This is a genomic window from Myxococcus guangdongensis (genome assembly GCF_024198255.1).
GTDB lineage: Bacteria > Myxococcota > Myxococcia > Myxococcales > Myxococcaceae > Myxococcus > Myxococcus guangdongensis.
The window spans coordinates 32,819-51,550 of sequence record NZ_JAJVKW010000011.1; the positions used below are offsets into that span (position 1 = coordinate 32,819).

At 65.1% G+C, this 18,732-nt stretch carries 14 protein-coding genes; 4 read left to right on the forward strand and 10 right to left on the reverse strand.

The genetic code is table 11. From position 1 onward, the window contains the following. Positions 1-9 precede the first annotated feature (9 nt). From agmC to LXT21_RS29720, 4 genes are all read right to left on the reverse strand, one after another. Positions 10-2,427 (reverse strand): adventurous gliding motility protein AgmC, encoded by a 2,418-nt coding sequence (agmC, locus tag LXT21_RS29705; protein ID WP_254041581.1) that lies wholly within the window; start codon positions 2,425-2,427, stop codon positions 10-12. Between the two features lie 62 nt (positions 2,428-2,489). Continuing rightward, positions 2,490-2,987, reverse strand: coding sequence for a hypothetical protein (locus tag LXT21_RS29710; protein ID WP_254041582.1), 498 nt, complete (start codon positions 2,985-2,987; stop codon positions 2,490-2,492). Between the two features lie 13 nt (positions 2,988-3,000). Further along, positions 3,001-3,504 (reverse strand): cupin domain-containing protein, encoded by a 504-nt coding sequence (locus tag LXT21_RS29715; RefSeq protein ID WP_254041583.1) that lies wholly within the window; start codon positions 3,502-3,504, stop codon positions 3,001-3,003. Positions 3,505-3,547: 43 nt separating this feature from the next. Further along, entirely contained in the window at positions 3,548-4,330 is a 783-nt protein-coding gene (locus LXT21_RS29720) for a class I SAM-dependent methyltransferase (RefSeq protein WP_254041584.1), read from the reverse strand. A gap of 108 nt (positions 4,331-4,438) precedes the next feature. Here LXT21_RS29720 and LXT21_RS29725 point away from each other — a divergent pair, with 108 nt between their 5' ends. The 3 genes from LXT21_RS29725 (at position 4,439) to LXT21_RS29735 (ending at position 13,630) form a co-directional block, all read left to right on the forward strand. After that, entirely contained in the window at positions 4,439-5,749 is a 1,311-nt protein-coding gene (locus LXT21_RS29725; RefSeq protein WP_254041585.1) for a citrate/2-methylcitrate synthase, read from the forward strand. A gap of 754 nt (positions 5,750-6,503) precedes the next feature. After that, complete coding sequence (locus LXT21_RS29730) at positions 6,504-12,650, forward strand: RHS repeat-associated core domain-containing protein (RefSeq protein ID WP_254041586.1); 6,147 nt, start codon at positions 6,504-6,506, stop codon at positions 12,648-12,650. A 683-nt stretch (positions 12,651-13,333) separates the two neighbouring features. Beyond that, complete coding sequence (locus LXT21_RS29735) at positions 13,334-13,630, forward strand: hypothetical protein (RefSeq protein WP_254041587.1); 297 nt, start codon at positions 13,334-13,336, stop codon at positions 13,628-13,630. Between the two features lie 100 nt (positions 13,631-13,730). On the opposite strand, the gene ychF is transcribed toward LXT21_RS29735, so the two are convergent. The 6 genes from ychF to LXT21_RS29765 all read right to left on the reverse strand — a co-directional run bounded on the left by ychF (position 13,731) and on the right by LXT21_RS29765 (position 17,639). Next, positions 13,731-14,840: a redox-regulated ATPase YchF gene (gene ychF / locus LXT21_RS29740; protein WP_254041588.1), complete on the reverse strand. Its 1,110-nt coding sequence runs from the start codon at positions 14,838-14,840 to the stop codon at positions 13,731-13,733. A gap of 45 nt (positions 14,841-14,885) precedes the next feature. Further along, complete coding sequence (gene atpF / locus LXT21_RS29745) at positions 14,886-15,437, reverse strand: F0F1 ATP synthase subunit B (RefSeq protein WP_254041589.1); 552 nt, start codon at positions 15,435-15,437, stop codon at positions 14,886-14,888. A 124-nt stretch (positions 15,438-15,561) separates the two neighbouring features. Further along, positions 15,562-15,792 (reverse strand): ATP synthase F0 subunit C, encoded by a 231-nt coding sequence (locus LXT21_RS29750; protein ID WP_141324688.1) that lies wholly within the window; start codon positions 15,790-15,792, stop codon positions 15,562-15,564. A 136-nt stretch (positions 15,793-15,928) separates the two neighbouring features. Beyond that, positions 15,929-16,975, reverse strand: a complete 1,047-nt coding sequence (gene atpB, locus LXT21_RS29755; protein WP_254041590.1) for a F0F1 ATP synthase subunit A — start codon at positions 16,973-16,975, stop codon at positions 15,929-15,931. Then, the gene (locus LXT21_RS29760; RefSeq protein ID WP_254041591.1) at positions 16,975-17,382 is read right to left on the reverse strand and encodes a hypothetical protein; all 408 of its coding nucleotides are present in this window, start codon (positions 17,380-17,382) and stop codon (positions 16,975-16,977) included. Before LXT21_RS29760 ends, atpB begins: the two co-directional genes overlap by 1 nt. After that, positions 17,379-17,639: an AtpZ/AtpI family protein gene (locus LXT21_RS29765; RefSeq protein ID WP_223749732.1), complete on the reverse strand. Its 261-nt coding sequence runs from the start codon at positions 17,637-17,639 to the stop codon at positions 17,379-17,381. Before LXT21_RS29765 ends, LXT21_RS29760 begins: the two co-directional genes overlap by 4 nt. Before the next feature lie 325 nt (positions 17,640-17,964). Between LXT21_RS29765 and LXT21_RS29770 the strand changes: the two genes are divergently transcribed. Continuing rightward, on the forward strand, positions 17,965-18,483 hold the full coding sequence (locus tag LXT21_RS29770) for a YbhB/YbcL family Raf kinase inhibitor-like protein (RefSeq protein WP_254041592.1): 519 nt from the start codon (positions 17,965-17,967) through the stop codon (positions 18,481-18,483). The last annotated feature ends 249 nt before the right edge of the window (positions 18,484-18,732 follow it).

Here is an 18,732-nt window from a genome sequence, read left to right on the forward strand (position 1 = left end):
GCGTCGAGGCTAGCTGCGCCGACGACGCATGAGCGTCAACCCGCCCACGAGCAGCACCCACGCTCCCGCCGCACCCACGGGCGATGCGCCACAACCACCACAGCCCACGTCCAGCGCCGTGGGTCCGCGCACCTGGAACCCCGTGTCGGCGGACCGAGGCCCTGACGTGCCCGACTCTCCATTGAGCATGTACGCGGACACGGCGTGCTCCCCTGAAGCCAGTGCGCCGTCGGAGGGGACTGTGTGTCGGAACGTGCCCGTCGAGTCGGCGGTGACGGTGGCCACGCGAGTCCCATCCACATCCAGCGACACGGAGGCACCAGGCCGGGCCACTCCCGCGAACAAGGGCGTCGGGTCGACGACCTCGCCCTCCGCGGGAACCACGAGCACCGGCGTGTCGCCCGAGAACACCGAGCCGCCATCTCCCGGCGAGCCCGCGTCGGGCCCCGGCGTTCCCGAGTCGGGCTGCGAGCCAGCGTCGGGCTGCGAACCCGAGTCGGGGGATGTCGTCCCGCCGTCCGCGCCCTCCACCACCTCGAAGACGGTGTTGGGCGAGTCCGGGCCGTAGTCCTGGTTGTTCACGCCGTGCCCATGCGCATTGACGCGGTGGGGACCGACGCCCAGCGGCTCGTCGTCGGGAATCTGGTAGCGGAAGCGACCCAAGGCGTCCGCGGGGACGATGACCTCCGCGCGGCCATCCACATACAGACCCACCGTGCTCGCGTTGAGCGCCACACCCGCGATGTACGGCGTGGGCCCCACCACCTCGCCCTCCTCGGGCACGACGATGATGGGTTGGGAAATGGCGCCCGCATCCGCGGACTGAGCACCCGAGACATTGAAGGCCACCAGGTCCGCGGGCTTGCTGTACGCGCCCAGCGAGTCAGCGATGGCCGTGACGGAGTGGCCTCCCGAGGACAGGGGTGGACGCGGCTCGTTCAACGCGGCGGAGAAGTCGCCGCCGGCGCCCGCGGTCACCTGGGCCACCTCCACGCCATCCACGGAGATGACGACGCGCATGCCCGGGTCCGCGATGCCCACGATGCGAGGACGCTCGGGTACGTTCGTCTGATTCTGGGTCGGCGCGGTGATGACCGGCTTGGTCGGCGTGGCATACGCATACGTGTACAGCTTCACGTCACCTCCGCCGCCGGCCCCCGCGCCGTGCGTGGGACCATGCGCCCCCGCCGTGGACGTCACCCCCGCGGCGCCTCCCGAACTCCCCATGTCGCACGAGACCGACGAGCCATTGAGCAGCACGGAGCCGCCCGCGCCGCCACCGCCCGGTCCGAACTGGGAGGTCGTGCCGCGCACATCGCCCCCGCGCCCGCCGAGCACTCCGACCTTGCACGTCAACGTGCCCGAGGTCCTCACGATGACCGAGCCACCCGCGCCGCCGCCACCCGCACCGTCCTCGCCATTCACCGGAAGCACGGCCTGACCGTTGGCGGTGATGTTCCCACCTCCAGAGAGGGAGGCGCTCCGGAAGAACACCGCGCCGCCGCCCACGCCACCTCCGGTCGCCACGTTGTTGTCGCCCTCGCCCGCGCCGCCACCGCCTCCGAAGAGGAAGGCGTCGACGATGGAGTACTCCATCAACGTGCCGCCCAGGCCGCCCACGTCGCGCGCGGTATCGAGCGTGGAGGAGGAGCGTCCGCCCGTTCCACCGAAGCCCCTGTGTCCACCACCGCCACCGCCCGAGTTGTGGCAGATACCGCCGCCCCCCGCGTTCACCAGGTTGCCGCGTCCGGAGGCCGTGCCGTAGCGCTGCACCACCAAGCCCTCGCCCTTGAAGGCGCCGCCCTGGGACGGCGCGAGGTCGTTTCCAGCGCAGCCGGACCTCGCGATGTTGTTGATGGCGGCGCCGCCACGGAAGCCCGCGCCGCTGGCGGAGATGTCGCCCTCGAGGCTCACCGCGCCCGTGGCGAGGAAGGCCACGATGCCCCCGGAGCTGCCGTCCCAGGGCCGCGCGACGAGCGAGCCGGAGGAGGACACGGTGACGCGGGTGTACTCGGGCACCGTGACGACCTGTGTGCCGGGCGCGGTGTAGGGATTCACCAGCGGCGCGGACAGCGAGAGCACCGTGGGGCTGCCCACCCTCACCTGGGACACGCGTGCGAACTCCCAGCGCCCCACGCCGCCGGGGCTCGTCTGGCCTGTGCTGCCCGAAGGGGTGCTCGCGGGGAAGCCCATCGTCTGGTGCACCATCACCAGGCCGCCCACCGGAGGCGCCGCGGAGGAGGTCACCGCGAGCGACGTGTCCCCACGCGCCGAGCCGAGCGCCAGGGGCATCGCGGTGTTGATGACGGTGTTCGCGGTGGTGACGGTGAGCGCGCCGTTGAGCGCGTCACCCAGACCGAACGAGTCAGGCTCGGCCAGGACGGCCGAGGACCACAGCAGCAGCAGGAGACAGGACGCGAGACGCATGTCCCCCCATGCTGCCCCAGAACCTGGGATTATCGCGAGAGCGTGAAAGGTCTTCCCGCACCTCAGTCACCCGTGCGGGAGCGCAAATCCCGGGCGTTCCGGGGGGCGAAGAAGGGCTGCCGCGCGAAGCGTTGCAGGGTGCGCTTGTCGACACACCAGAGCTGGAGCGCGTCCTCCCACTCGCCCAGCTCGGCGATGGCGCGGGCGTCGGGGGCGTCCCGGTAGAGGTCGTTGAGGTTGTGGACGAGGACGGAGAGGTCCTCCACCTCCCACTTCTCGGTGACGTCGCCGACCTGGACGTGCAGCTCGAGGACGGGGCGCTCGCGGACGTCGACGACCTTGAGGTTGCGAGCGGGGCCGCCCATGGCGGTGGTGAGAGGGCCCATGAGCTCGTCGGGGCGGACGCCATAGGCGACGGAGAGGCCGCCCAGGAGGAGGCCCGCGTCGCACAGGCGCAGCAGGGAGACGTGGGGTGGCTCGCCGCGGCGCACGAGCTCGGTGGCGGCATCGCGGTCCTTGAGGAGGCGCTCCTTGGCGAGGGTGTCGAGCAGGGAGGACATGAGGGCGAGGAGCCTATCGCTCCTCGCCGCTCCAGTAGTCCACTTCGGCGGAGAGGGGCAGGACGGTGAACAGCGTTCGAGAGGCCTTGTCGCCCCCGGGCGCGGAGCCCGCGGTGACACAGAGCTTCTTCGAGTCCGGATACACCATGACGTCCGGCTCCACCATGGTGGAGAACGCGAGGTAGCGGAGTGTCTCGGTGCCATCGTTGAGGAGCTGGTGCGCGGACTGTGCGCCCGGGGGCAGGGCCACGTAGTCACCGGCCTTCACTGGAAGCGTCGAGTCACCGAGGCGAAGGAGTCCGGTGCCAGAGAGGATGAAGTAGGCCTCCTCGTTGGCCAGGTGGAAGTGGAGCGGGAAGGCGTGCTTGCCCGGAGCGAGCTCCATGAGGCTGCAGCCGAGCTTCTGTCCCTTCGCGGCGGCACCGAGCTGCTTGCGACGGTAGGCCACGCGGGGGCCCTGTGTGACTTCGGTCCACGGAAGGTCCGGCTCGTAGATGACGTGGGGATGGGAGGACATGGGGTGTGCTCCGTGGGTTCAGTGAGAGGACGGTCTGGGGGGCTCAGGGACGCGTGGCGAGGAGTGCGAAGACGCGGTGAGAGATGTCGAGCGCGTCCTGGGGGAAGCGCTCGGCGAGGAGTCGGGCGTGGGCAGCGTCAAAGCGCTCCACTTCATCGGGAGGAAGGGTGGCGGCGACCAGGGCACTGGCGCGGCAGCGACCGCGCCAGGACTCGTGGGTGTAGGGAATGAGCACGTCGAAGGAGAAGGTCTCCAAGGGCATGAAGCCGGCGTCTGTGACGTCGCGGAGCCACTGCGGATAGAGCCCCACGCCACAGCCGAAGCGCGCGTGGTCGGGAGGGTCGGGGTTGAAGGCGCTCATGAGCGCTTCGGTGGCTTCGACGACGTTGCCAGGCAGCAGCAGCCAGTCGAGATGGGCGATGACGAGCCGCCCACCAGGGACGAGTAGACGCAGCGCCTCGCGAGCCGCGGCGGGCCGGTCGAACCAGTGCCAGCACTGTCCGGCGGTCACGAGATCGAAGGCATTGGCGGGGAGCCCCGTGGACTCAGCGGGGGCCTCACGGAAGTCCATGGAGAGCGCGGCATCCGAGGCGAGCTGACGGGCCGCCGAGAGCATGTTCGTCGAGATATCGGTCGCGGTGACGGCGCACCCCTGTCGGACGAGTCCCCGGGCGACAGTGCCGGTGCCCGTGCCGACGTCGACGGCGCGCAAGCCAGGGCGCAAAACGCCTTCACGCGCGAGCCGGGCGAAGAAGGCCTCCGGGAAGCCCTGGCGATGCTTCAAGTAGTCGGAGGACGTGCGGCCGAAGTCGACGACAGAAGGCATGACGGTGCTCCTCTCGGCGCAATCACGAGTGGGGATGCGAGCGAAAGGCTCACATCGACAAGTGAATCGAGTCGAGTCGAGAATGGGGAGTCAGGAGGTTGCGAGAGAATGAGTAGACGCAAGGGTGGACGCTCTCAATCTCGATTCGTCCATCGACCTGAGGACGAGCTGGTGACGGCGGTTGAGGCCGCGGCGCTCCTGGGGGTGAAGCGGGCGACGCTCTACACCTACGTGAGCCGAGGGCTCGTGCGCTGCGTGCCGGAGCCGGGCTCGAAGGAGAATCGTTATGTGCGCTCGGACCTGGAGAGACTAAAGGTCCGGCACGACGCGCGGGCGGGGCACGCGGCGGTGGCGTCGGGGGCACTGAGGTGGGGAGAGCCGGTCATTGACTCATCCGTGTCCCAGGTGGGAGCGGAGGGGCTCGCATACCGGGGGCACTCCGCAGTGGAGTTGGCGACGAGTGGAAGGAGCCTCGAGTCCGTGGCGGAGTTGCTGTGGTCAGGGACGCTGCCCGAGGAAGACCCTCGTTGGGCAAGCGAGGAGCCCGCTCTACCGCCCTCCGAGTTGGCGCGACTGCTACCGCGAGGAACAACGCCGGTGGCGGCGCTATCGGCACTGGTGCCATTGCTGGCGGTTAGGGACGCGGGGCGTTTCGCAGCGCCGCCGGAGCAGGAGAAGGCGCGGGCGCGAAGACTGCTGCGACAGTTGGCGGGCTGGGTGTGCGTGGCGCAAGCGCCGGGACGAGTCGCCCGAGCCCTACGAGCGCCGACAGTGGCCGAGTCACTGGCAATCGCGTGGGACACCAAGGCGAAGCGAGCGCCGGATTTGCTCAATCGGGCCCTGGTGTTGTGCGCGGACCACGAACTCAACGTGTCCACGTTCACGGCCCGGGTGACTGCCTCCTCGGGAGCTGACCTGTATGCCTGCGTGAGTGCAGCGCTGGCGGCATTGTCGGGGCCAAGGCACGGAGGGGCCTGCGACAGGGTGGAGGCGCTTTTGGCGGAGGTGGGGAAGCCGGAGCGAGCGACCGCGGTGGTGCACGAGCGCCTGCGTCGAGGCGACGCGGTACCGGGCTTCGGGCACCAGTTGTATCCCGACGGTGACCCGAGGTCTCCACCCATCATGGACGCGGCGCGAGAGGTGAAACCCGAAGTGCAAAGTGTGCGCGTGGCGAGGGCGGTCCTCGATGCGATGCGCAAGGCCGGACATCCAGGGCCGACAGTGGACCTGGGGTTGGTCATGCTCGCGGAAGCACTGGGCCTCCCCCCGGGAGCAGCAGCGACCCTCTTCGCCGTGGGCCGCATGACAGGCTGGGTCGCGCACATCCTGGAGCAGCGTGAGCAGGGACACCTGCTGCGCCCCAGGGCCCGTTACGTGGCAAGCAGAGCGACAGCCAGGGACTCCATCCCAAATCCCTGAACAACTGCGTCGTACATCCTTATCAAAACAAGGCGCATGAGAGCGGACCGACAGGTTCACTCCGAGGCGCGTCTCGCTACGCGGACTCGTGTCCAGCCATCTGGACGGTCGCTTTCACCAGGGCGTCAACAACCCCTGGCACGAATCCTGCCTATCCAGAAAAACACCAGAACCAGTCGACGCGCTGTTCAGCCAATCCCCACCGAAGCCAATGACAAACAGCGCATCCCCAACTCACTGCCTCACTTGTCAGCCCAAGAGAGCAACATCGTCGGCCCGCTCTGGAGTAGCTGTCAGCCAATTCCCCGACCCAAAGGAGCCCATCCCACCCAATGACCAATCGACACCAATCGCTCAAAGCTGCACTGGCTTCACTGACAATCCTACTCACCAACTGCGCCGAGGACACGGAGGAGCTCACCCCAATCCCACCCAAACCCACCGCGTCGACAGCAACCGTACTCAGTGAGCATCGATTCAAGCCGGCCGACAAAGCGACGCTCAAGGCCCTCGGCGACTCCTGCTCCTCAGCCGGTCCCGCCGAATGCATTTCTGGTGTCTGCATTCATCTCGGCGCTTCTCGCGAGAGCGGCTACATCTGCAGTCAACGCTGCGACCAGGGCAGCCCGTGTCCACAAGGCTGGCGGTGTGGGCATCTCCATCCATCTGACCCGACCGCAACAGCGTGTCTTCCGAGCAACCTCTCACCTGACGCAGGTCGTCAATGAAGCCGACGACCTCTGACGAGACCTCCATGAAAACACAACCCAGCCTCTTCATTCAGGACGGCTGCTCCGCGACTCATCCCTATCCATGGATGGCGACACTCCTGCTGTTGCTCCTGATGCCTTCTTGGGCTTCCGCAGCAGGACAGTTCAGGGTCTGCCGTCCGGCCGACCAAAACGAAGTCGACCAGAGATCCTTCATCTGGGTGTGCGCCTGCGGACAGGACGAAACAGGCCAAGATGCACAGATGTACTGCGACGGTCTGCACCAACCGTCTTGCAGCGGCGGAAACTGCCTCTACCCCCCCACGGGAAACCTCGAAGACATCGGCCACTACCCCTGCTGCGCAACAGGTTTGCTTTGCAATGCTGGCCCTGGGAATCCCGACATCATCGACGGAACAGAGTCGTGCGACGAACCGTGGGCGCAATGCGGCGCCATCAACAGCTACTGCGAAAATCCGCAGAACGTCTGCGAGGCGGGCTGGTGCAAAGGCAATGTTGCCAGGATCCAAAAAGGCTCTGGCGACTACATCGCCCCCGAAACCCATTGCGAGTACGCACCCGAACTCGACTGCTCGGACGAGAACGATGGCGAGGACGAAATGTGCGCGCCTGACTCCCCCTTGGGCGGAGCCACGCACATTGGAAATCCTGTCGCCCTGGGCTCTCGTTCGACGAGACATGAATCAACGGATGTGGTGATTCCTGGCGCACTGAAAGCGCTGGAGTTCAAGCGCAGCTACGTCACCACCGAGAGGAAATGGGCACAGGGCCGAAGCCTGCTCAACGACTCCAACGACTCCATCCCTACCCCTTTCGGTAACTCTCCTGCCTATCCCAAGTCTCTCCACTGGTGGCACAACTTCTACAGCTTCATCTATCCCCATCCCACGCTCCCGTCCTCAACCAGTGAGGTCTGGCAGGTTCGGGAGGGCAGCGGCAAGTTGCTGGAGTTCATCGGCTGCCAGCGCTCCCCCTCCACGTGCCTCTCCCATCCAGCACCGATGTCCGGCGAAACCGATGGGCGACTTCTTTGGGTGAGCACAGGCTCCAGCAGTGGCTACTTCGTCCTGCATAAACCCGGCATCGGCCGGTTCATCTACGCGAGCATCTGGCAATCGAACGGAAGCGCCACCGACACGCGCTATTTCCTGACGCGTATCGAGGATGAAAAGCAACTGGCTCCGTCCGGGCAGGCTCGAGTTCTCGCGACCCTGAGCTACGCTGCGCCTGCAGGGCTCATGTGCCCGGGACTCAGCGCTGGCCCCGACAACGGCGTGCCCTATCTGGCCTCCATTGAAAGCACCGAAGGCACCCGGCTGCGCTTCGCATACAAATCGGTCCTGAGTGGCTCCTCCGGCCAACCTGCACAGTGCGTCCTCGCTCAGGTTCTCGTTGATTCATCCACCAGTGCATCACCTGCAATGCCTGCTGTCTCATACAACTACATCAAGAATGGCGCAGGGGTTGAGGTCGCAGGGCTCATCGAGAGTGCGCCCATCCACCAGGAGGGAAAGGGAACGGATAGCTATACCTATCCGAACTTCCTGACTGGGAACGGCCAATGGACCCGCCGTATCGACGGGACCCTCATCACAACCCATGTGACCCAGGATCGCAGAGTGAACCAAAGCTCTTCGGTGCGCAGGGGGAAACGCGGGAGTGGGAATGTCACCTTCTTGGCTCCGATGGGGTCCACCGCATCTTGTGACATCTTTTCCTCTGCTGCTTGTGTGAAGCGGAAATCCGAGTCCGCCTACCTCCATGGCTACTCGGGGGCGGGGAACCTCTTCAGTCCGCTCGGAGAATACCCTCACTCCTTCAACATGGAGAAGACGACCTTCGCTGACTCCTGGCGCGTTCGAACCGTTGCCAGGTCTTGTCTCGAAGCATCATCCTCCTGCACCCAGACCCAGGAGTTCACCTGGCACCAGTTCGGGACAGGTCCCGCGGTGGTTCGCGCGGAGAAGGACTTCGAGGACAACTGGACTGTCCGCGAGTGGGAGGGCCCTGGAGATGGCGGAGTCGGCGGGTATGCCGAGCTCAAGCGCATCCACATCGGTGCCGAAGACCGCGACGGAGGAAGTGCCCTGGAGACGGTCAGCTTCGGATACACCGACGCCCTGGCAGGTACGGGAAGTATTGTTGGCGAACGGATGCGCACCGAGGAGCGTCAAGACTCGGTGCTCTTCCTCTCGGGGGAGGTCGTCGCCCGGTACACGCATGACCCCGCCACGAATCGACTGAAGTCGGTGATTCGAAGTGGCTACAGCCAGGGTCTGCAGGGCTCGACCTGGGATGCATCTCCGGTGCTCAAGCACATGGGTACCTTCTATCTGACCAGGCACACGTGCACCGGTTCGACGGTGGACGATCCTCTGGGCCGCGTTCTCGAGATTCAGGGCCCCTGCTGGGTTGATGGACCCACCGCAACATCTTGCTCCACGAGCTTGAACAGTCAGGTTCCTGTCACCCAGTACCATTACTGGTCGGCCAGCGCTTCTGGCTACAACGCACAGCGATTGCAGAAGGTCGTACGCTTTGCGTCGACGACTGGCAGCACCCTCTGTACAGGGCACGCAGGTCTTGAGACCACCTACGACAACTACAATCTCTGGGGGCAACCCCAGCTCGTGGTGGACCCCAATGGAGTCCAGACCAGCTACACCTATGAGCAGGAGCGGGTTACTTCTATCACGACCCAAGGAGCCACGTGGAATTACACCTATGACAACGGTGAACTGACGCTCGTCCAGTCTCCTCGGGGAGACTACGAGCTCTTTTGCTATCGCGAGAACTCGGGTGTGACCAACGTCTGCACAGGGAACTGGTATGACGGCTTGCGCAGCCGAAGCAAGATCCCGTTCCTCGGGGGAATCCCATACGAATCCATCCGTTACAACAAGGGAGGAGACGGGCTTCCCAGAGATACGACCTATGCTGTCAGGTACGGAGGACAGAGCCTCGAAAGGCGAGCACACTACTCGCAGGCAAACCTCGATGGGATGCCGAGCTATACGCGCATCGGTGGTTCCATTGATTCCCAGCAGAGCTACTATGTGAAGCCTCAGCTCTTTGACGGCGCTCAACGTCTTGTCGGTGCCGGGGCTCCCTATGCGGCGCCACCTGTCCTGTGCGGCAAACTGGGTATGGATGGTCGGCCCGTCTCGCCGCTTTGCATGGCGTTCAGCTATGATCGAGCCAACCGACTGACTGGGACCGAACAATATCCCAACATCGGCTCTCGCACCGCTGGCGTGCGTGCTTGCTTCGCCTACGACAACCAAGGCAATGTACGTTCCGTGCGCACAGGATGCCCTGCAGCCAGTGGAGCTGTGGATGACTGCTCAGCCTGCACGCAACCGGAGTCTCTTTATCAGTACGACGACTTCGGTAACATCATTGAGGTGGCCCTGCCCTGGCAGGGTGGTAGCGGCAAGACACGTTTCAGCTACGACGCCATGGGGCAGCTTCGCGCCAAGCAGACTCCGCAGATGGCCCTCGGCATGGAACACCTCTCCTATGCCTATGACTCCATGGGGAGACTGCTTTCCTCCGCTCGTACCGTCACCGGAACGAATGCCACGACCGAGGTGCTCTACACCCTGGGCTATGACGCAAACGAAGCACCCGACGCAAGCTGCCCTCAGCCCCAGAACACCCAGGGACGGTTGCGCTTCCGGAACGACTCCTTCGGGCAGACCTGGTACTCGTACGATGCCCACGGACGTGTGACGCGCGAAATTCGCGCCCGCAGGAGTTCCTCGAATACGTTCGCCTGTCCGGTCGACAATCCGGGCAACACGCTTCACACGACCTATGGCTACTCGACGGCTGGCGACCTGACCTCCATCGAGTACCCCTATGGGCACAGGGCCATCTACCAATACCGGCTACACGAGGGCTCTTCCATTGCGTCGGATCGCGTGAGTGGCATTCGATTGGAACGATGGTCCGGCTCAGCCTGGACGCTGCTGGCGTCCATCTCGAACATCGAATGGGAGCCCTATGGAGATGTGCGTGGATATCAAATCAACGCGCCGTCTTCAGTGCAGCCAGTGTCTGTCGACTACTCCTACAGTTCCAGCACGGAGACAGCTCCAGCATCTTGCGCGGTTACCGCGGGAGGATGGCCAGGCACCTTCGACTTCAGTGGTCGGGTTCGGAGTCTCTTTGTCTCCACAGGTCCCTTGGCGCTAAACCAAGGGTCGGGAAACCTCTACAAGAGATTCTACACGTGGAAGGCCGACCAGATCGTGCGGACGGATACGTGCCTCCTGGGAGCTACGACGCCCGTGACGGAGCAGTTCACCTACGATGGGCTCCTGCGGCTCACCAGCGCGACGCGACCAACCGGGAACTTCGCGGCGACAGGTGGGGCGTTCAGCTCACGCGGCTACACCTATGACGGACGCGGGAACCGCCTGACAGAGGAGGTGGACGGACAGACGCTCTCGCTGACGCACGGGACGGGGGCATTCGTGGACAGGCTGAACACCCGGACCAGTACGGGCACCTCTTCGGCCTTGAATCTTGGCTACACCCACGATGCGGACGGCCGCGTGACGGTGAAGCGCTGGGGGCCATCGAGCGGGACACCCACCCATCAGGTGGAGTTCAGCTCGGGACCTTCCGCCAATGGCGGCAACGAGACGGTCTTCCGCTCCGTTCAGGTCAACGGAAGTACTTATGAGTACTTCTACGACGCACTGAACCGGCGCCGTCTCAAGCGGTATCCGACCACGGCGGAAGATGAGTTCTTCCACGACATCTCGACCCGGCTCCTCATCGACCGTGGAAATCCCAGCGCGATTCCTCCCAGCGGAGGCTACGACCACTACGTAGACGACACCTATGTCTGGCTCGGACAACGGCCTGTCATGGTCGTTCGAGGAAGACTGTCCCCGCAGATGAACCGGGAGACAGGCTCCTCCGTCGACTGCGCGCGCAATGGAGAGGCAGCGACTTGCGGAGTCTACTTCCCCGTCACCGACATGATGGGCAAAACACTGGTGATGCTGGACGCCTCTGGCAAGATCTCTGGCGCAGCGGACTACGACCCTTTCGGGTACGTCAACCGTGTCACCCAACCCGCCGAGACATCACATCCGTACCTTCCGAGTACAAACTCCACGCTTGCAACGTTCTCACAAGCAACTACGAGTTCTCTGGTCAGCACGCGGTTTCGCGCCCTCTTCGGGGAAACCGACATAAAGGACAGTGCGGACACGGTCACCCTCGTAGACGTTGGTACTGGATTGCCTCAGGGCCCTGCCATTTCCCAGCCTGCGAGCGGACGGGTCTGGAGCCATTGGGTGCAGCCGTCCGCACCACAGCTTGGCGTACGGTTCGTCTCAGATGAACATCCATCCATCTGCGGGACATGTGACCTGAACCAAGCCCCCTGCAACATCAAGTGCGGCTCGGCCAATGGTGTCACGCTGGAGAGCTACGAGTATCAGCGATTCCAGTCAGGAGCGCTGCCATTCTGGATCCCACTGCGATTTCCTGGGCAGTACCACGACACAGAGACCGATCTCTTCGAGAACTGGAACCGCTACTACGATCCAAGCACGGGCCGGTATCTACACGCAGAACCAATGCTCGCTTGGCCAGAGTTCGCCTTGCTGATGTCAAGGAGAGAACTAAGTGCACCCACATACTCATATGCAGTCAACAATCCAGTAAGCTTTGCCGACCCTGATGGATTGCAGGTTATACTGATGGATGAGGACGCAAGAAGGATTGCAGCCATAATGCTGCAAAATCCGCTCGGGCGCCAACTGTACCAGTGGCTAGATGCCTCACCCGACATCTACGAAGTATGGGGGCGACAGGATCTAGGGCCCAATACATACGGACGATTCAGCGCAGGAGAATCCTCATGGGCAAACAGGACGCTACCACGGGGGGGCACCATCCGCGTAAACGAATCTCTCTGTCAACAAGGCAGGATAAAACCTGCCGGTACCATGGCCCACGAGTTCACTCACGCAGCACTATTTGACGCCATAAACAATCCGCTCTCCTTGACCTCAAGAGGAATGCCTCTCCCATTCGTCGTCGAAGAATTCCTCCCCGACGCCGACGCAGGTGGTGGTCTGTGGGGTTTTATTATGAGCGGAGCCCCCCACGGCAGGATGAACTACTACTGGCTAGGACAATACCAATGACATCACTTTGTACTGGACTCTCAATCCTGGGGCTTTGTCTGCCTGTGCCTGGACATTCCGTGGAGAGCGTGAGGGCTGCGGGGTGGCTGAATCAATCGGAGCAGAAGGATTTATGGTCGTCTGCACACGTCTTCGCCTCGAATGAGTACCGACTCGGGGCCATCGTCGAGGGCGACCTGGACCTAGTGAGGAGCGTATGGCTACATGAGGTCCGGTCGGAGGACCGCTTGGCGCCTGATTCTCCTCTGCGTCGGACGGTTGAGCGGGCTTGTAGTAGCGCAAAGCACGGGAAGCCATGCCGTATTCAAGGACACTCATTCTGGCAATTTGAGTGCGGAGGCGGTTTTATGTTGTATTCGACAAAACTGAGTTCAGCTCAGAAGCCACAAAAGGAGAGCTGCGACAGTTTCGGTAGACTCTTAAAGTGAACAAGCACTCGCTGAATCGGCAACGGAGCCCCTGACTCCTCCGAGAGAGTCAGGAACTCCCGTGCATAAATCGGCCGTCGCAAATGACTTGGCACAAGCTACGATAGGGTGCCACATGACGCTCTGATTGTGTGGGTCATCTTCGTTCAAGCTACGAGCAAACCAAGATCGCTATTCCCAGCACGGCTGTCACCTTCCGGCCAACCCGCCCACTCTCGGGTTGGCCGGAAGGCCTCCACCAGGGACACTGCTCCCGTGGACCCTCGACGCACCTACCCGCGCTTCGCCGTCGCCGCCCTGCTGGGCAACATCGCCTTCCTCGCCTCCTGGGGCGTGCTCCTGTCCCGGCCCACGGGCTGGCTCGTGGTCGGCGGCATCCTCATCACCCTCTTCTTCATCCTCCGCGTGGGCGGCATGTGGCTCTACGCCTCTCGCCAGACGGAGACCGCCCCCCAGGCCCGGCGCGCCGCCATCTTCACCACCCTCATCGCTCTCGTCGGCCTGGGCCTCTGGGTCTTCACCGCCGTGCGCGGCCCCCGCATCACCCTCTGACCCCACAAACGCCTCGCGGGCGCTCCCAGACGGCCTCAAGGCCCTCCAGAACGCGCCCGCGCGGTACACCAAGGCTCGCGGCCCCACAGGGCCGCCACCGTCACACGTTGAAGCGGAAGTGCATGCAGTCGCCGTCCTGCACCAGGTACTCCTTGCCTTCCATCCGCAGGAGCCCCTTCTCCTTCACCGCGGACTCACTGCCCAGCTTCACCAGGTCCTCCCAGCGCATCACCTCGGCCTTGATGAAGCCGCGCTCGAAGTCCGAGTGGATGACGCCCGCCGCCTGCGGCGCCTTGTAGCCCTGGTGAATCGTCCAGGCGCGGCACTCCTGCTCGCCCACCGTGAAGTACGTCCACAGGCCCAAGAGCTTGTAGCCCGCCCGCACCACCTTGTGCAGACCCGGCTCCGACAGCCCCGCGCTCTCCAGGAAGCCCGGACGCTCGGTCTCGGGCAGCTGCTGAATCTCCGACTCCAGCGCCGCCGCCAACACCACCACCTCGAAGCCCTCCTTCGCGGCCATCTCCTTCACCGCCGCGACGTGCTTGTTGGCGTCCTCCTTCCCAATCTCCCCTTCCCCGATGTTCGCCACGTACAGCACCGGCTTGTCCGTCAGGAGGAACAAGTCATGGATGACCGCCTTCTCCTCCTCCGTCAGCTTCTGCGCGCGAACCGTGACGCCGTTGTCCAGCCCCGCCTTCACGCGGTCCAGGAGCGCCATCTCCGCCTTGGCCTCGTCGCCCGCCTTGCCACCCATCTTCGTGTTCTTCTGGGTGCGCTCGCGGCGCTTGTCCACCGTCTCCAGGTCCTTCAGGCACAGCTCCGTGTCGACCACGTCCCGGTCCCTCACCGGATTCACCCCGCCCTCGACGTGGGTGACGTTGTCGTCCTCGAAGCAGCGCAGCACATGCAGCACCGCGTCCACCTGCCGGATGTTGCCCAGGAACTGGTTGCCCAGGCCCTCGCCCTTGGAGGCGCCGCGCACCAGGCCCGCGATGTCCACGAACTCCAGCGACGTGGGGATCTTCTTCAGCGGCTTGATGAGCTCGGACAGCTTGTCCAGGCGCTCATCCGGCACCGGCACCACACCCACGTTGGGCTCGATGGTGCAGAACGGGTAGTTGGCCGCCTGCGCGCCCGCGGCCGACAACGCGTTGAACAGGGTGGACTTGCCCACGTTGGGCAGCCCGACGATGCCGATGGATAGCGCCATGGTGATTCCCTGGAACAAGCGCGCCCACGGGCGCGCTTCCCCGAACTAGGCCGACCGGCGAACGCCGGCGTTGCCGGTGCCGCTCAGGGGGAGGCCCTGCACGAACTGCTCGGCCAGCGCGCGGTGCTTGCTGTCGTCCATGCGCTCGTTGATGAGCTTGCCGGCCACTTCCATCGCCAGGTCCACGGCCATGGAGCGCACCTCGGCGATGGCCTTGGTCTTCTGCTCGTCGATCTCCCGACGCGCGGACAGCTTCAGCTCCTCCGCCTCCTTGCGGCTCTTGGCCATCAGCTCCTCGCGGAACTTCTCCATCTCCTGCTGGTTGCGGCGCGTCTCGTCGGCGGCCTGACGGCGGGCCTCCGCGATGGCCGTCTTCTGGTCGGCCAGCAGCTTCTCCGCCTCGGCGCGCTCACGCTTGGCGCTCTCCACGGCGGCGGAGATCTGCTTCTCACGCTCCTCGACCAACTGCAGGATGGGTCCCCACGCCTTCGACTTCAGGACGAAGAAGACGATGACGAAGGTGATGAGGGTCCAGAAGATGAGGCCCGGCTGGACGCTCACGAGGTTGCTGGCGGCGAGGACGGAGGGCAGGAACATGGCGGCGTGTCCGGCGTGAGGGAGTCAGTCAGACGGCGAAAGTCTCGAGGGTTCTACCACCGGGAAGCACCGGCTCCCGCGAAGTCGCGAGCGCCGGCGCGTTCCAGGCTTCCTGCGAACAGCCTTAGGCCTTGGTGGCCAGAAGCACGCAAACGACCAGCGCGAACAGCGTGGCGCCTTCGATGAGGGCCGCGGCGATGATCATCGTGGTGCGGATGTCGCCACCGGCGGCGGGCTGACGGCCCGTCGCGTCCATGGCGGCGGCGGCGAGCTTACCGATGCCGAGGGCGGCGCCGATGATGGAGAGACCGGCACCGAGGCCGGCGGCGAGGAAGGCAAGAGCGAGGTTGGTCATGGCGTGCTTCTCTTTTCGTAGCGAAGGACCCGCTTGTGGGGGGGTCGTGATGCCCTTCAGGACTACCTCTGGCGACCTTTCGAATCGCCAGGTCTCCGACCGGAGCGCCCGACTACCAGCGCCCCGCTGACTTGTCTCAGGCGTGCGCCTTGCCGTGGTCGTGGCTGGGGCCCAGCTCCGAGTGCCCGTGGCCGTGGTCATCCGCGTGGCCGTGCTCGTCGTGGTGGTGGCCCGTCGCCACCGCCATGCCGATGAACAGCGCCGACAGCAGCGTGAACACGTACGCCTGCACGAAGGCCACGAACAGCTCCAGCAGGTAGATGGCGAACGCGAACGGCACGCTCACCACCGCGACCGCGGGGTGGCCCAGGATGAAGATGAGGCCGATGAGGAAGAAGAGGACGATGTGGCCCGCCAGCATGTTGGCGAACAGACGCATCGTGAGGGCGAAGGGCTTGGTGAACAGGCCCAGGATTTCCACCGGAATCATGATGGGCCACAAGAGCCAGTGCACGCCGCCCGTCAGGTGCTTCAGGTAGCCGCCCAGGCCCGCCGCACGGATGCCCGCCGCCTGAGTCACGATGAACGTGCAGATGGCCAGGCCCGCCGTCACGGCCAGGTTGCCCGTCGCCGTCGCCATCCAGGGCACCAGGCCCAAGAGGTTCATGAAGAGGATGAAGAAGAACGCGGTCAGCAGATACGGCACGTAGCGCGGGCCGTCCTCCTTGCCGATGTTCTTGATGGCCATCTCGTCCCGGACGAAGAGGACCAGCATCTCGATGAGGTTGGCGCCCGCGCCGCGCGGCACCAGCTTGGTCTTGTCGCGGTTGCTCCACACCAGCATGGAGCCCAAGAGCAGCAGCGCCGCCAGCCACATCATCACCGTGTGCTTGGTGATGGAGAGGTCCAGGCAGCCCTTGGCCAGCCCGTCCCAACCGGAGGGGGCCACCAGCCCGTGGTCCGTCATCACCGGCTCGCAACTGCCGATGCGCAGGGGCGGAATCGCGCCCAGGTGGATGGGCTTGCCGAGCGGGACCTCGAGCTCGAAGTCGTTCGTGTCCGAGACGTGGTGGAGGATGTACTCCGGCACACTCGGCTCGTGCCCCTCGCCGTGGCCTTCCGACCCGGCGGCCCACGCGGTGGCCACGAACAGACTGGCGAACAGCACCATTGCCTTGCGCATCACTCGTCTCCGCCCGCCGCGCTTTTGGACGCGGCCATCACGTAGCTGACTTCAATCCATTGCAGCGCGAAGTAGACCCCGAAGAAGCCGGCGATGAACGGCACCGGCTGCATTCCTCGCGACACCATCCCCAAGAGCCCCGTCACCACCGCCACCATCCTCAGGCCGAACACCACCCCCACCACCTTCAACGCCGCCTTGAGGTCCTGCTTCATCGCCCGCCGCTTGAGCAGCAGCGCCACCACGCCCGTCACCGACGCCAGCCCCACGCCCCACAACGCCGACACCCGGTCCTCCACCACCGTCGGGAGCAGCCCGCCCACCGCCACGCCCACCACCATCACCCCGGCCGCCAGCCCCGCGTGCGACTTGAACGGGTCCTTCTCCTCGCCGTCCTGCCCCGTCACTTGCGCTTCCCCAGTCGAGCCATCTCCCGGAGGAATCCGTAGAAGCCCACGCAGATACCCAGGAAGCTCAACCCCACCAGCAACCACGGCCCCGACCCCAGCTTCCGGTCCAGCCAGTAGCCTCCCAACACCCCCACCACCGCCCCGCCCACCAGCTTCCACACCGCGTTGATGTAGGGCTGCGCCGCCCTCATCTGGCGAGCCGTGGTCCCCAGCTCGCTGCCATCCGACTGCTCCCGGGGTTCCTTCGCCGCCATTCGGACGCCTCCCCAAACCCTGGGAAACCCTCGGATTTCCATGCCACCCGATCCAACCCCTTCACACGCGGGCGCCGCTTAACACCGAATGCGCGACAGGCGCAACCGGTACAAGCTCACTGGAGGGGCCACCCCCAGCGGGGGTTGAGGGAGCCGCAAGCGCAGCTATCACCTCCAGCGCGGGCAGGCAGGACTCCCCGGGGCACACCGAGGGCCCGGCCGCCAGGTCTCCCTGGTGCCCGACGTTCCAGCGGCTGGGGTGCCGCTCATCCGCGCCGGGGTGGGCGCGTCGCCAGCTTGCCCCTATCCCACTTCGGAGGACTCCATGCCCAAGCCCCTCGTGCTGACCTCCCCCCGCTTCAATGACGGGGACCTCATCCCCATCGCCTTCACCGGCGAGGGCGAGGACATCGCCCCACCCCTGCGCTGGGAGAACCCGCCCGCCGGGACCAAGAGCCTGGCGCTCATCGTCGAGGACCCGGACGCGCCGGACCCGCAGCGGCCCCAGCGCATCTTCTGCCACCAGGTGCTCTACAACATCCCACCCGGCGCCCGGGAGCTGCCCGAGGGCGCCCAGCTGGACACGATGCCCCCGGGGATTCGGGTGGGGCTGAACGACTTCGGCCACCAGTCCTACGGCGGCCCCATGCCCCCGGTCGGCCGGCACCGCTACTACTTCAAGCTGTACGCGCTGGACCTGGTGCTGCCGAACCTGGGGCGGCCCACCCGCCGGGACCTGCTCAAGGCCATGGAGGGGCACATCCTGGGGCAGGCGGAGCTCATCGGCCTGTACGAGAAGGTCCACCACCGCGCCGCCGAGGCGATACCGGGCGCGTCGGCCTGAGTCCCTCCAGGGCCTGCTCGCCAGGAGCACTGGCGGGCCCGCGCATCAATGACTTGCGGGCGTGGCAGCGGGATGGGCCCGCCCGCATTCCCTTGCATCCACTCGAGGACCCTCCAGGCGCTTGGAGAGGCCCTGACAGGATTTGGATGTAAGGGGAAACCGCGAGTCGTTGGCCGCGTCTGTGGTCTGGTCATCGAAGCGCGGACGGGTGCACTTCTCGACGCTTGCACGTGGTGGAAGAGTCGTGGG